This is a genomic window from Acinetobacter sp. NIPH 2100 (genome assembly GCF_000369805.1).
GTDB lineage: Bacteria > Pseudomonadota > Gammaproteobacteria > Pseudomonadales > Moraxellaceae > Acinetobacter.
Genome location: NZ_KB850224.1, coordinates 146570 through 161040, shown reverse-complemented (window position 1 = coordinate 161040; position 14471 = coordinate 146570). Strand labels below are relative to the sequence as shown.

The window sequence follows — 14471 nt, the reverse complement described above, 5'->3', positions numbered from 1 at the left end:
TAAATTTGTTCATGTTTATTCGATCTTAAAGTGCACTAAATACGTCAAAATGATTTAGTGCACTTCTTCAAATACTAGATCTCTTCATTAACAAAATTAATGCTCCACGTGGAACATAACAACTCAATATTTATGGAAGCGTCCGCCCATACTTCGCTTTCTTAACATTCACTACTATATCTTTAAAAATAAAAAAGATGTTTCCAATTGCCCAGAAACACCTTTTCTCACTGTGCATTACATAGCTTGAACTGAAAACTAATCTGTTAGCTTTGTTTTCAAATTTATGCTCTGCTTCTTGGCATAAGCTTCATCCGATCGTTGTCTTTGATCTCGTGGCATAAATGTGGTTGCAATAATCGCAACTATAGCCATCGAACCAATGTACAGCATAATCAAATATGGATTGCCTCCACCAACACTGAGTAATTTTGTCGCGATCAACGGTGCGATACCACCACCCAATACCCCAGCCAACTGTACCGAAATCGAGATACCGCTATAGCGAATTTCTGCGGGAAACTGGCGAGCAAACAATTGAGCCTGTGGCGCATACATAATCGGGAAAACCACGCCAATCGCCAACACAATTGCAGTCCAGACCAAAACAGGGTCTTTGGTATTGAGCATGCTAAAGAAAGGATAGCTATACAGTGCCAGCACACATAAGCCAAACATAAACATATTGCGCTGCCCGACTTTATCGGACAAATGTCCACATAATGGGGTCATAAATAGAATCACAGCTGCCCCGCAAATGGTGGCAAATAGAATTTCTTGTCTGGCAATACCCAATTGTGTGGTGGTATAGGCCAAGGTAAAAGTTGAGGCAATATAAAACCATGCATTCTCTGCCGCACGTGCCACAATAATACTAATCAATTGCTTTGGATGTTGCTTAAATACTTGTAAGGCAGGAACTTTAACTTCTTCAGCTTGTTGTTTCACTTTTTCAAAGTCTGGCGACTCTGGCACTTTCACTCGAATATACCAACCGACCGCCAGTAAAATAATGCTCGCTAGAAAAGGAATTCGCCAACCCCAACTAAATAAAGCCTGTTCTGGCAATAAAGATACCAGTCCGAGTGCGATAGAGGCCAGCATCAAACCACCGCCCGTACTGGCTTGAGGCAGACTGCCCCAAAATCCTTTTTTGCCTTCTGGTGCATGTTCTACCGCCATCAGCACTGCACCACCCCACTCACCACCCATTGCCATCCCTTGAATAAATCGCAGGATCACCAAACCAATTGCTGCCCAATAACCAATCGATTCATAGGTAGGCAACAGACCGATCAGGACTGTTGGAACTCCCATCAACATTAGAGTCAGCAACAACATCGATTTTCGACCAATCTTGTCACCAAAATGTCCGAATACCAGTCCACCGAGTGGTCGCCCAATAAATCCCACCGCATAGGTGGCAAATGCAGCAAGCACACCTGTCAGTGGATCTAAATTAGGAAAAAATAATTTATTGAAAATTAAAGCTGCTGCTGCACCGTAGATAAAAAAGTCATACCACTCAATGGTGGTCCCCACCATACTGGAGATACCTGCCAATCGATGGGATGACTTTTTAGGAGATGAACCGTTTCCATGTATTGTTTGCATCATTCTGTTCCTTTCTTGGATTTTCTTGTTTTATATTTTTGGCTGATCATCAATCCTGACCATCAGCATTTCTGACGATGTGATACTCCTTTAATTCATGGTGATAGATGTTTTGATTTAACTGAGTTTTTCTAGAATTTGCTCGAGTTCAACATTCCGTTGTTGCCATTGCGGTTGTTTGTCTTTATCAACAATTAAGGCACGGACACCTTCAATAAAGTCACCATGTTCAAACCAGATATCTTGCAGATCACGCTCCAGTTGCATACATTGCGGCAAGGAAAGACCACGACCTAAATGCTGGAGTTTCAAGCTGGTTTGTTTGGCAATAAACGAACGTTGCTGCAAAATGCCGAGCATCTTGTCCGCCCACGCTTTGAACTGATCATCTTGTTCATGTTCAAGACTCTGCTCAATTTCATCCAAATGCTGAAAACCAAAATGTTTACGAATACCTTCGGTCAATTGCTGAAGTTCACTTTCAGCAGGACGGGTAATAAAACAGCTGACAATATGCTCAATATTCTGTTTATTCAGGTGAGGTTCATTAGCCAAAGCGTCTTGTAGGGCTTGCAGCTTGTCACTGGGTACGTGATAGTCGATTAAATCTAAATACAGTGCATCACTACTGCTGATCTGCTCGCCAGTGATTGCCAGATAAACCCCGATATCATCGAGTCGAGACAGGAAATGAGTCGCACCGACATCTGGGAAAAAGCCGATCGCAGTTTCAGGCATGGCAAATCTGGACTTTTCGCTACTCACCACAATGTGACAGGCCTGTGCCAAGCCAAAACCACCACCCAGCACATAGCCATCCAGCATCACAACGACAGGCTTTTCATATTCGCGCAGTAGGTTCAGCATCTTATATTCGGCACTAAAATAACCTTTATAATCAGCGGTATCATTTTTATAACTGTCATAGAGATAGCGAATATCTCCACCTGCACAGAAGGCTTTGGGGCTGTTCGATTTGATCAAGACCGCTTGAATGGCAGCATCATAACGCCACAGTTCCAATTGACTACAAATGCCCTCAATCATATCAAGAGACAGTGCATTTAAATGCTTCACTCGATCCAAGCTGATCAGACCCAATGCACCTTTTTGCTCAATCATTAACTGATTTTCGATATTCATTTTATTGGTCTCTTATCGATGATTAAATTTGGCCTGACGTTTTTCAACAAAGGCCTGCATACCTTCTTTTTGATCCGATGTCGCAAAAATCGAATGGAACATCCGGCGTTCAAAACGCAGCCCCTCTGTAAGATTGACTTCAAAGGCACGATTGATGGTTTCTTTTAGCATCATATTGGCAGTTAAAGATCGCGCTGCAATTTTTTCTGCGGCTTGCAGGGTCTGTTCCAGTAATTCTTCTTTGCCAAAAATACGCGCTACCAAACCACTTTGTTCTGCCTCTACTGCACCCATTTGCCGTGCAGTGAGACACATTTCCATGGCTTTGGCTTTGCCAATTGCGTGAGTTAAACGCTGTGTGCCACCAATGCCTGGAATCACACCTAATGTCACTTCTGGCAAACCAAACTTGGCATTGTCTGCACAATAGATAAAGTCACACATCAGTGCCAATTCACAACCACCACCAAGCGCATAACCACTGACAGCAGCAATCAATGGTTTCCGACGTTGGGCAATCCGATCAGCAAGATGAAAAAAATCATCAAAGTAAATATCAGGAAAACGAAGATCAACCATTTCCTTAATGTCTGCACCTGCAGCAAAAGCTTTTTCCGAGCCTGCCAACACCATACAGCCAATCTCGCGATCTTTCTCTAACGCATCTAAGGCCTGATTAACTTCGCTAATTAATTCACTATTCAGCGCATTTAAGGCTTGAGGGCGATTCAGAGTAATCAACCCTACGCCATTACGCTTTTCTAATAAAATACTGTTCCACTGCATCATAAATTCCTTGCTTTGCTTTTATAGACTACGTGCGATCACTAAACGCTGAATATCGCTAGTACCTTCATAAATCTGACAAATACGCGCATCACGATAGATCCGTTCAATCGGGAAATCTTTCAGATAACCATAGCCCCCAAATACCTGTAAGGCGTTTGAACAAACACGTTCTGTCATTTCCGAGGCAAATAACTTGGCCATGGAAGCTTCATTGAGACAAGGCTGCCCTGCTTCTTTAAGACGTGCAGCATAGTGAACCAGTTGTCGAGCCGCTTCGATCTCGGTTGCCATACTGGCAAGACGAAAAGCCAGCGCCTGATGCTCAAAGATGGGTTTACCAAAGGTCAGCCGCTCTTTGGCATAGCGCGTGGCTTCTTCCAGTGCAGCACGTGCCAGACCCACCGCCTGTGCTGCAATACCAATACGACCACCTTCCAGATTGGCAAGCGCAATTTTTAAACCTTCACCCTCTTTACCCAGCATCAAACTTTTATGCAGACGAACATCCGTCAGGGCAATCTGGCAGGTATCCGAAGCGTGCAAGCCAAGTTTTTCTTCAACCCGAATCACTTCATAACCCGCTGTCTCGCGTGGCACAAGGAAAGCGCTCATGCCCTTTTTACCCGCGCTTGGATCAGTCACGGCAAACACAATAATCACACCTGCGTTATCACCCGAGGTAATAAATTGTTTGGCACCATTCAGAATGTAGTCATCACCATCTTTTACTGCACGGGTCTTGATCGCTGCTGCATCTGAACCTGTATGCGGTTCAGTTAAGGCAAAAGCACCGATCATTTCACCCTGTGCCAACGGTTTTAAAAAACGCTCTTTCTGTTCATCTGTACCAAATTTTAAAATCGGCACACAGCCCACCGAGTTATGTACACTCATAATGGTTGAGGTCGCGCCATCTGCCGCTGCGACTTCTTCAAGCGCCAAGACATAGGCCAAATTACCCGTGTCGGAACCGCCCCATTGCTCTGGGATCAGCATGCCCATAAAACCGAGCTGCCCCATTTGTGCCAATGCCGCTTTTGGAAATGTGCCATGTCGATCCCAATCACTGGCATTGGGTTTAATCTGTTCTTGGGCGAAACTTTTCGCCATATCACGGATTAAGACTTGTTCTTCGGTCAATTGCATCTTGTGTTCCTTACCCTGCTTTTGCTTGCTGTTTCGCAATTTCCTGATTACGCAATAAAAAGCGCTGAATTTTGCCACTTGGTGTTTTTGGAAGTTCAGTCACGAACTCGACCAGCCGTGGATAAGCATGGGCAGATAAGCGTTTTTTCACAAATTGGCTCAACTCTTCCGCCAACTGTTCCAAAGGTTGAATACCCTCAGCCAAAATCACGAAAGCCTTCACCACTTCAGTACGGTCTGGATCAGGCACACCCACCACGGCTGCCTCTACCACAGCATCGTGCTCAAGCAACGCACTTTCCACATCGAAAGGCCCAATCCGATAACCCGAGGTGGTGATCACATCATCACTGCGCCCGACAAAACTCATGCTGCCATCGGCATGTAACTCGGCGGTATCACCTGTCAAATAATAGTGCCCGACAAAAGGGGATTTACGGCTTTCTTTATAGCCACCAAACCACATCATCGGTGATTGATGAATATCCACGGCTAAAATTCCGGGAGTATCTGCTGGAAGCTCCTCGCCTTGTTCATTGACCACCGCAACACGATAACCTGCACTCGCAAAACCAGCTGAACCTGCACGGATGTCATGACTTAAACCATGATGATTACACACCACCATGCCTACCTCAGTCTGTCCATAATGATCATAAATCGGGGCATCCAAAACCTGCTTAAACCAACGAATAACTTCAGGATTCAACGGTTCGCCAGCACTGCTGACCACACGGAACTGGCCTTTTAACGGCGTCATTTGCGTAGGGTCAGCAGCCATCATCATGCGATATGCCGTTGGTGCTCCCGCCAGATTGGTAATCTGATAATCCTTGACGATCTGACACAGGCTATCGGTACTAAAGCCCCCTTCATAGAATAAGGTGGCATGACCCAAGAACAATGGCCCTGTAATGGCATAGTACAAGCCATAAGCCCAACCTGGATCAGCAATATTCCAGAACGAATCTTCTTCTCTCAAACCAATGGCATCTTGCATATAACGACCAAAAGCCAGCAAGGCTTTTAGCGGCACCTCCAAGGGTTTGGCAGGTCCTGTAGTGCCAGAAGTAAACATCAGTAAAAAAGGATCTTGGATGTTTCGCATGACCAATTCACATTGGCCAGATTGTTGTTTCACTTCATCCCAAAAATTAAAGTCACCTGACTTAAGCGATGTGCCTTGTGGATCAGCAACCGTGACAATTGCGGGGCAGTGTTCAATCTCATCGAGTTTGCTGCGGTTCGCCACATCGGTCACCACCAGCTTACTTTGTGCCAATTGCAGACGATGCTCGATTGCCTTGGGTCCAAATGCGGTAAATAAGGGCTGATAGACAGCGCCAATACGCCAAGCCGCGAAAATCGTCACCAGCAGTTCAGGCGTTCTCGGCAATAGACCTGAAATACGGTCGCCTGCTTCCACACCTTGCGACTTTAAAAAGTTGGCAAATTGACTCGACCATTGCTGCAACTGGCGAAAAGTATATTGCGCCTTACGACCATCTTTGCCTTGCCAATACAAGGCAATTTTGTCGCCTTGTGCATGGCGATCACAACATTCATAACAGGCATTCAGTGCATCCATTGAACCGGATAGCATTTGTTTTGCAGTGCTTTCCAGATCGAAAGCCTGAACCGTCTCTTTATAATTCAACATCTGTGTTCCCTCAGTCTGGATTGATTGTTCTTCATGACAGGGTTTAATTTTTTGATAAAAGCCATCCTTTGGCTTTAGTTTTTATGCCTCTGGCGACAGGTATTGCTGAATAATGCTGGAAAAATCAAGGTGTGCATTACCACGCATGCACATTTGCTGATAAAGCTGCTGCACCATACCACCCAAGACCACAGGCTGCTTCACCTGCCCTGCGGCTTCAACTGCAAGACCCAAATCTTTCAGCATCAACTGCGTGGCAAAGCCATCCTGATAGCCACGAGAGGCAGGTGCATTTTCATTAATATGCGGCCATGGGTTACAGACTTCAGAACTCCAGCAACGACCGCTTGAGGTGTTGATCACGCCCGCCAATGCCTGCGGATCAATGCCAAGTTTCGCACCCAGTGCCATCCCTTCGGCCACCGCAGCCATGGAAATCCCAAGGATCAGGTTATTACAGATTTTGGCAATTTGACCTGCGCCCACATCGCCACAATGCACCACATTCTTACCCATGTGATTGAGTACAGGCTTCACTTCATCAAAGGTCTGGTCATTGGCACCGACCATAAAGGTCAACGTACCCGCTTGTGCGCCAATGGTGCCGCCTGAAACAGGCGCATCGCAAATGTGAATATTTTTACTTTGGGCAACCGCTGCAATGTCTTTAATGGTTTGTGGGTCAATGGTACTGCTATCAATGCATAAGCTGCCTGCTTTCAGCACTTCCAACACACCATCTTCGCCCAGATACACCTCTTTGACATGTTTTGCCGCAGGTAACATGCTAATCACCACGTCAGCTTGTTTCGCCGCTGCCTGCGGACTGTCGCAAACCACACCACCTGCCTCGGCAAAGTGCTGAATCGCCACTTCGCTAAGGTCATAACCATATACGGTGAGTCCGGCTTTGAGCAGATTTTGGGCCATTCTGCCGCCCATGTTACCTAGACCGATAAAGGCGATATTCATCCGTGATCCCCTTCTTAACGTAAACTGATGGTGGTATTTACACCGCCTACTTCGTGGCTGTCTTCAAACCAGCGACTGGTAATGGTTTTGGTTTGGGTATAGAACTGTACCGCCTGTTTGCCATAAGGTCCTAAATCACCAAGTTTTGAACCACGGGAACCGGTAAAGCTAAAGAATGGTACAGGCACTGGAATTGGAATGTTGATCCCGACCTGACCAATATCAATCAGATTTTGGAAAGTACGCGCAATCGCACCACTTTGCGTGAATAATCCCACACCGTTACCAAATGGATTGGCATTGATTAGCGCAATTGCTTCTTCAAGTGTATCGACACAAATAATCGACAGCACAGGACCAAAGATTTCTTCCTTATAAATGCGCATGTCGGTATTTACACCACTAAAAATCGTCGCGCCGACAAAGTTGCCGGCTTCATAGCCTTGCACCTGAACATCACGACCATCAAGTAGCAGTTCTGCACCTTGCTCAACACCGCTATCAATTAAGTCCAACACCCGCGCTTTAGCACGTTTTGAAATGACTGGGCCGATATCAGTATTTGGTTCATGACCTGCATTTACTTTTAAAGTCTTGGCTTTTTCAACCAATTCTGCAATCCAGTGCTTACTGTCACCAACCATGACCGCCACCGATAGCGCCATACAGCGTTGCCCTGCTGCACCAAAAGCCGCACCGACCAAGGCATTCAGGGTTTGTTCCTTATTGGCATCTGGCATCACGGCGACGTGATTTTTGGCACCCATCATCGACTGCACACGTTTGCCATGTTGCCCTGCAAGGTTATAGACATGTGTGCCGACCGCAGTGGAACCAACAAATGAAATGGCTTTAATATCAGTATGGGTACATAGGCGATCCACTACCTCTTTACCACCGTGCACAACATTGAGTACACCAGCAGGAATACCAGCCTGAATCGCCAGTTCCACCAGCATCATGGTTGACAGCGGATCTTGTTCAGATGGCTTTAGAACAAAGGTATTGCCACATACGATCGCCATTGGAAACATCCACAACGGGATCATGGCAGGGAAATTAAATGGCGTAATGCCCGCGCACACACCCAACGGTTGCTGCAAGGTGTAGGTATCGACACCACGTGCCACACCTTCAACATACTCACCCATTTGCAAGGTGCCGACTGAACAGGCATGTTCAACCACCTCTAAACCACGTTGGATGTCACCTTCCGCATCGGCAAGCGTTTTACCTTGTTCCGCAGTCAGTACCTGTGCAATCTCCTTCATATTGACGCGAATCAAATCTTGCAGCTTCAGCATGATGCGCATACGTGCCTGAATCGGGGTTTGACGCCAAGAAGCAAAAGCTGCTTGCGCAGATGCAATTGCCGCATCGACTTCCTGCACCGTAGCAAATGGCACACGACCAATCACCTCTTGCGTTGCAGGATTAATAATGTCTTGCCATTGTTGGGTTTCAGATTCGATAAAACTGCCATTAATGAGTAACTTGGCTGTTTCCAATTGAATATTTTGGATTGTGTTCATAACCTCTCCATAGGCCGTATTTTTATTGTGTTCAGTGTTCAGAAAATATCGATCGTCGTATTTTCTTTATTCAGGTTTTATTCGAGACTAACAAAGAAAGCTTTGACCACCAACGCAAATTAATGCACGATCATTGTGCAAATATGCACAAGGAAGATCATAATAATGAAAGTGGATTGGGATCATCTACAGTTTTTTTTAGTGTTGGCGCGGACCAAAACTTTAACCAATGCCGCCCGTATTATTGGCGTGGAACATAGTACCGTGGCGCGACGGATTCAGGCTTTAGAACAAACTTTAGGAATTACCCTGTTTAAACGCGAAGCCTCTGGCTATGAGCTGACGATGGAAGGTTTGGCACTGGTTCCTCGGGTTGAGCAAATGGAATATGCTTTCTTGCAAATTGAAAAACCGCATCAGCCTTTGCAAGGCCGTGTGCGAATTGGCACACCTGAAGGCTTTGGCACTGCATTTTTGGCACGCTTATTAGCGGAGTTTTCCATACAATATCCCTCGCTCACCATTGACCTGATTCCAGTACCGAAAATGATCAAGCTGTCGCATCGCGAAGCCGATATTGTGGTCTCCATTGAACGACCAACCTCAGGTCCTTATATCATTACGCGGCTGTCAGATTATTGTTTAAAAATTTATGGCAGCAAAAAATATCTGGCACTCAACCCGCCAATTCGTGAGTTACAGGATCTCACCCCGCATCGCTTCGTCAATTATATTGATGATCTGGTATATAGCCCCGAGCTGTACTGTCTGGAACGCTTACCTTTAAAACTTAATGCTAATTTTCGTAGCAGCAGTATTTTGGCACAGCAAATTGCGGTCAGTTCAGGTGCAGGACTGGCCATTTTGCCCAAGTTTCTCGCCGATGATAAGCCTGAACTTGAAACGGTATTAGAACAACAGGTGCGCTACACCCATACCTTCTGGATGCTGACCTTTGTCGATTTGCAGCATGAACCTCGTATCAAGTTGGTCTGGGACTATTTACGCAAACAGGCCGATCAATATCAGCATTTATTGGTGGATTAAACAGAATGACTCGACCATAAAAAACCGATCAATCTAGATCGGTTTTTTACTCATATCGACATAGGCTATTACGCCAATTCACGCCCCAATTTTTTCATGCGGGGTTTATACATCAGCTGATAGGTCACGGCCAAAATAATTAACCACAATGGGCTGACATAAAGTGCTTTTAAGGTATCTGGCTCTAGTGCCAAGATCACCAAAGCAAACAACAAGAAAGCAATAACGATATACGACATAAACACGCCGCCTGGCATTTTGAACTTGGATTGAGCATGCAGTTCTGGACGTAATTTACGGTAGCGGATATAGCACACCATGATCAGACTCCAGACACTAATGAATAGAATCACACAAAGCGCACTTGCCAAAGTGAAAGCTTCAAGAGTATTCGGTACAAAGTATTGCAGCACCGCCCCACCCATGATGAACACACACGAGAAAATCAGACCATTGGCAGGTACTGCACTTTTCGATAAACGACCAAAAGCATTTGGTGCCTGACCATCTTTAGATAAACCGAACAACATACGGCTGGTTGAGAATACCCCACTGTTCATGGAAGACATCACTGAAGACAGTACCACCAAATTCATAATAATGGCCGATGTTACAATCCCTGCATTCATGAACAATTCCACAAATGGACTCTTGTCCGCACGAATAATATTCCATGGCGTGACCGACATTACCACCAATAAGGCCAACACATAGAATAAGATGATACGAATCGGAATCGCATTGATGGCTTTTGGCAGATTCTTGTGTGGATCTTTGGTCTCAGCAGCAGTGGTTCCAATCAGTTCCACGCCAACGAAGGCAAACACGGCGATTTGGAAACCTGCCAAGAAACCATCCAGACCTTTTGGAAACATACCACCATGTGACCAGACATTACTAAGCGATGCCACAACACCATGAGGTGCTTGAAAATGGCTAAAAATCATATAGCCGCCAACGCCAATCAGACCAATAATCGCTAGAATCTTGATCAGGGCAAACCAAAACTCAATTTCACCAAACAGGCGTACCGTAAGCAGGTTCAAGAACAGCACGAATAGTACACAACCCGCACTAATCGCTGCCTGACCAATTGGGGTAAACATGGTGCCTTCAGGCAGCCAAAAAGTGAGATAGTTAATGACAGCTGCCAAATCGGCAATACCGACCAGTACCCAGCCTAACCAATAGGTCCAACCCATGTAATAGCCTGCCCACGGCCCAATCAGGTCATGCGCCATGTCGACAAAAGATTTGTAGTGTAAATTTGCCAGCAACAGCTCACCGAGTGCTCGCATTAAGAAGAAAAACATCCCACCAATAATCATGTAAATAAACAGAATCGATGGGCCTGCCAAGGAGATGGTTTTGCCTGAGCCCATAAAGAGGCCCGTACCAATAGCACCGCCGATTGCAATCAACTGCAAGTGGCGATTTGAAAGTTTTCTTTGTAAGTCTTGGGGCGATTGTTCGCCTTCTGACTGATGCTGTGTAACCGTCATCTTAAGTTCCTTTTACTCTTTCCTCAATGAGTCAGCCTTGATTTATCTGCCATACCCTAGCTGTCCTTTTAAGACTGCTGACTCATCTTCGATTGCAAGAAAATACGTATCTGACTACGTTTTATCTACTGCAAATACGTTACTTTTCTTCTTTTTTTATATTTTTTAAACAAAAATAAAGCGGATCGCTTTATTTTTGTGCTGCAACAACTGCAATTTCGATCAACCATTTCGGATTGACTAAATCGGCCTGAATGGTGGCACGTGAAGGTGCAACATGACCTTTCAACCAATCAATCCAAATGGTATTGACCACAGGGAAGTCTGAAAGATCTTTTAAAAATAATTGTGCTGAGAGTAGACGAGATTTATCCGTCCCTGCTGAAGCAAGTAGCTGTTCGATGGTTGCAAGTATTTCCCGGGTTTGCCCTTCAATATCTAGGTCCGCATTTTTAGGCACCTGACCTGATAAATACACCACCTTATTGAATACCGTTACAGCACTCATCACTTCGTTAGTATTGATCTTTTGAATATCCGAATTTGACATAATGAATCCTTATTCCTGAGTAATAAATGAAACGCGTGCAGTCACGCCACACATCAGTTCATAACCAATGGTGCCTGAGGTTGCTGCGACGTCGTCAATGGGTAAAATTGTTCCTGTACTTGATTTGCCCCACAGCACCACTTCACTGCCGACTTCAGCATCATGGATCGGGCTAAGGTCTACAGCCAACATGTCCATGCTGACCCGTCCAATGGTTTGGGTCCGAATTCCATTCACCAGAACAGGTGTGCCCGTGGCTGAAATCCGTTGATAACCATCGGCATAGCCACATGCCACGATACCGATTCTGATTGGCTGCTCGGCCACATAGCTGGAGCCGTAGCCAACACTTTCATGGGCATTAAGTTCTTGCACGGCAATGATTTCACTGCGCAAGCTCATGCTTGGCGTAAGACCCCAGTCCTGAATACGATGTTTGGGATAATCGGGAGAACTGCCGTACAGCATGATGCCGCCACGCACGTAATCCGATTGCAACTGTGTTTGATATCTTAAAATTGCAGCACTGTTACTGACCGATCGTTCCCCTGGCAAGCCCTGAATGGTGGCTTCAAACGCTTTGAGTTGATAGTCAATTCCAGTCTGGCCAAAACGATCACCATCGGCATCAGAGAAATGCATCATATGGGTAATACTGGAGATCTGTTCCAATTGGTTCAATTGCTGCCAAATGTCACGGTATTGCTGTGGTTTAAAACCTAAGCGGTTCATACCACTGTTCATTTTCAGAAAAATATCAAACTGCGCGGGATAGCCATATTGTTGTATCCATTGCAGTTGTTGCTGATTATGCACAGTAAAACTGAGTTGGTATTGCGCACAGTCAAACAGGTCCTGCGGTGAAAAAATTCCTTCAAGCAGCAGAATAGGCCCAGTCCAACCTAAAGCACGTAAGCGTTTTGCCTCATCGATATCAAGTAAGGCAAAACCATCTGCACTTCTAAAAGATTCATAGACACGTTCAATCCCATGCCCGTAAGCATTGGCTTTGACCACAGCAAACACTTTGCTGTTGGGCACCGACTGCCTGACGACCGCTAGATTTTGGCGTAAGGCTTGGGCATGGATCACCGCAGTAATCGGACGAGGCATACTAAACTTCCTTGTAAACCGTGATTATGCGGCGTGTGAATAACGCTGAATGGATAAACCATCTGTACTGATGTCTGGACGATGATTCATGACCAAATCACTGATCAACTTGCCAGAACCACAGGCCATGGTCCAACCTAAAGTGCCATGTCCAGTATTCAGGAACAGGTTCTTGTATTGCGTTGCACCAATAATCGGTGTGCTGTCTGGGGTCATCGGACGTAAACCTGTCCAGAACGATGCTTGTGCAAGATCGCCACCCGGGAATAAATCTTGAGTCACCATTTCCAAAGTCGCACGACGGTCCTGATTCAATCCAAGATTAAATCCACTGAGCTCTGCCATACCACCCACACGGATACGCTGATCAAAACGGGTAATCGCAACTTTGTAAGTTTCATCCAATACCGTTGATTGTGGTGCAAATTTTGGTTCCACAATTGGAATCGTGAGTGAATAGCCTTTCACTGGGTAAACAGGCAAATTCAATTCCAGTGGTTTAAGGAAATCACGTGAATAACTACCAAATGCCAGTACAAAACGGTCAGCTGTTAAAATCGCACCATTGACCATAACGCCTTTGATTTCATCGCCTTCAACAATCAACTTTTCAACATTTTGATCAAACTTGAATTCCACACCCAAGTCTTGAGCAAGTTTTGCCAAAGCATTGGTAAACAAATAACAATCACCTGTTTCATCATTCGGCAAGTGTAAACCACCCACCAATTTATCAGTGTGTGCTAATGCAGGTTCTACACCACCTAGCTCTTGAGCATTCAATAAATCAAAGTCAACGCCACATTCTTTGAGTACTTGAATATCACGCTGCACGGCTTCAAGTTGCGCTTCACTACGGAACACTTGTAGCGTCCCCTTGGCACGATTTTCGTAATTGATCCCTGTCTGTGCTCTTAAATCACGTAGGCAGTCACGGCTGTATTCTGCAACACGCATCATGCGTTCTTTATTCACCGCATAGCTTTGTGGATTACAGTTTTTCAACATCTGTGCCATCCACTGCAACTGCCACATACTGCCATCAATGTTAATGGCTAACGGTGCGTGATGCTGGAACATCCATTTTACGGCTTTGAAAGGAATACCGGGTGCTGCCCACGGTGTTGAATATCCTGGGGAGATTTGGCCTGCGTTACCAAAACTGGTTTCTTTTGCAGGTCCTGACTGACGGTCAAGCACCGTCACTTGCGCACCTTGTTGTGCAAGATAATAGGCACTTGCCACACCAATGACGCCACTTCCTAAAACGATTACGCGCATAATAGATCCCTCACGCACACACTAGGTTATTTAACTAGTATATTTTTGGATCAATAGTTTTTTTCACTGATTTTCTGACTATAATCTAGGTAATTTAATATTTTTATCGCGAAAAAATTAAA

At 45.3% G+C, this 14471-nt stretch carries 12 protein-coding genes; 1 reads left to right on the top strand and 11 read right to left on the bottom strand.

Annotated features, from left to right (window positions below; translation table 11 throughout):
- Positions 1–258: 258 nt before the first annotated feature.
- The 7 genes from F887_RS17155 to F887_RS17185 all read right to left on the bottom strand — a co-directional run bounded on the left by F887_RS17155 (position 259) and on the right by F887_RS17185 (position 8856).
- A complete protein-coding gene (locus F887_RS17155) occupies positions 259–1614 on the bottom strand; it encodes an MFS transporter (protein WP_032862690.1) in 1356 nt (451 codons plus the stop codon).
- 117 nt (positions 1615–1731) lie between these two features.
- The gene (locus F887_RS17160) at positions 1732–2757 is read right to left on the bottom strand and encodes an enoyl-CoA hydratase/isomerase family protein (protein ID WP_005290935.1); all 1026 of its coding nucleotides are present in this window, start codon (positions 2755–2757) and stop codon (positions 1732–1734) included.
- 12 nt (positions 2758–2769) lie between these two features.
- Complete coding sequence (locus F887_RS17165) at positions 2770–3543, bottom strand: enoyl-CoA hydratase (protein ID WP_005290932.1); 774 nt, start codon at positions 3541–3543, stop codon at positions 2770–2772.
- 21 nt (positions 3544–3564) lie between these two features.
- Positions 3565–4692 carry an acyl-CoA dehydrogenase family protein gene (locus F887_RS17170; RefSeq protein WP_005290929.1) on the bottom strand — a complete coding sequence of 376 codons (1128 nt, stop codon included), beginning with the start codon at positions 4690–4692 and terminating at the stop codon, positions 3565–3567.
- Between the two features lie 10 nt (positions 4693–4702).
- Positions 4703–6352, bottom strand: coding sequence for an AMP-binding protein (locus F887_RS17175; RefSeq protein WP_005290927.1), 1650 nt, complete (start codon positions 6350–6352; stop codon positions 4703–4705).
- 81 nt (positions 6353–6433) lie between these two features.
- Positions 6434–7324 carry a 3-hydroxyisobutyrate dehydrogenase gene (gene mmsB / locus F887_RS17180; RefSeq protein WP_005290924.1) on the bottom strand — a complete coding sequence of 297 codons (891 nt, stop codon included), beginning with the start codon at positions 7322–7324 and terminating at the stop codon, positions 6434–6436.
- Positions 7325–7338: 14 nt separating this feature from the next.
- Positions 7339–8856, bottom strand: coding sequence for a CoA-acylating methylmalonate-semialdehyde dehydrogenase (locus F887_RS17185; RefSeq protein ID WP_005290922.1), 1518 nt, complete (start codon positions 8854–8856; stop codon positions 7339–7341).
- Between the two features lie 165 nt (positions 8857–9021).
- Here F887_RS17185 and F887_RS17190 point away from each other — a divergent pair, with 165 nt between their 5' ends.
- The gene (locus F887_RS17190) at positions 9022–9903 is read left to right on the top strand and encodes a LysR family transcriptional regulator (protein ID WP_005290919.1); all 882 of its coding nucleotides are present in this window, start codon (positions 9022–9024) and stop codon (positions 9901–9903) included.
- A gap of 68 nt (positions 9904–9971) precedes the next feature.
- Here the strand turns inward: F887_RS17190 and F887_RS17195 are convergent, their stop codons facing one another.
- The 4 genes from F887_RS17195 to F887_RS17210 form a co-directional block, all read right to left on the bottom strand.
- Positions 9972–11405 carry an amino acid permease gene (locus F887_RS17195; RefSeq protein ID WP_005290916.1) on the bottom strand — a complete coding sequence of 478 codons (1434 nt, stop codon included), beginning with the start codon at positions 11403–11405 and terminating at the stop codon, positions 9972–9974.
- A gap of 190 nt (positions 11406–11595) precedes the next feature.
- Positions 11596–11955, bottom strand: coding sequence for a RidA family protein (locus tag F887_RS17200; RefSeq protein ID WP_005290913.1), 360 nt, complete (start codon positions 11953–11955; stop codon positions 11596–11598).
- 9 nt (positions 11956–11964) lie between these two features.
- Positions 11965–13068, bottom strand: a complete 1104-nt coding sequence (alr, locus tag F887_RS17205) for an alanine racemase (RefSeq protein WP_005290911.1) — start codon at positions 13066–13068, stop codon at positions 11965–11967.
- A gap of 24 nt (positions 13069–13092) precedes the next feature.
- On the bottom strand, positions 13093–14349 hold the full coding sequence (locus tag F887_RS17210) for a D-amino acid dehydrogenase (RefSeq protein ID WP_005290909.1): 1257 nt from the start codon (positions 14347–14349) through the stop codon (positions 13093–13095).
- Between the last annotated feature and the right edge of the window lie 122 nt (positions 14350–14471).